Raw genomic sequence first — 480 nt, 5'->3', positions numbered from 1 at the left:
CATAGCGGTGCGTGGTCTTGCCGAAGAAGTAGTTGAAGACGACGAAGGGCTTGGCCGGCTGATGGTCATGCGCATGCGGCTTGAGCAGCAGGGAGCACAGGGCCGGGGTCAGCGTCAGGGCCACGATGCCCGAAAGCACCACGGACACCGAGATGGTGATGGCGAACTGCTTGTACATCTGGCCCGCCAGGCCGCCCATGAAGGACACGGGGATGAACACGGCGCAGAGCACCAGCACGATGGCGATAACGGGGGCCGTCACTTCGCTCATGGCTTTGGCCGTGGCTTCCTTGGGCGGCAGGTGCTCGGTGCTCATGATGCGTTCCACGTTCTCCAGCACCACGATGGCGTCGTCCACCACGATACCGATGGCCAGCACCATACCGAACAGGGTCAGGGTATTGATGGTGTAGCCCAGGGCGAACATGCCCGCGAAGGTACCGATGATGGACACGGGCACGGCGATGCAGGGGATAAGGG

1 protein-coding gene is annotated in these 480 nt (G+C 62.7%); it reads right to left on the bottom strand.

Features of this window, described 5'->3' with window-relative positions; translation table 11 throughout:
* Positions 1 to 480 (bottom strand): efflux RND transporter permease subunit (locus tag JWG43_RS17870; RefSeq protein WP_205244298.1); only part of this gene is annotated, 480 nt, incomplete at both ends.

Source organism: Desulfobulbus alkaliphilus (assembly GCF_016918545.1).
Taxonomy (GTDB): Bacteria; Desulfobacterota; Desulfobulbia; order Desulfobulbales; family Desulfobulbaceae; genus Desulfobulbus; species Desulfobulbus alkaliphilus.
The sequence above is the reverse complement of the archived record's forward strand: the minus strand, read 5'-3'. Positions and strand labels throughout refer to the sequence as shown.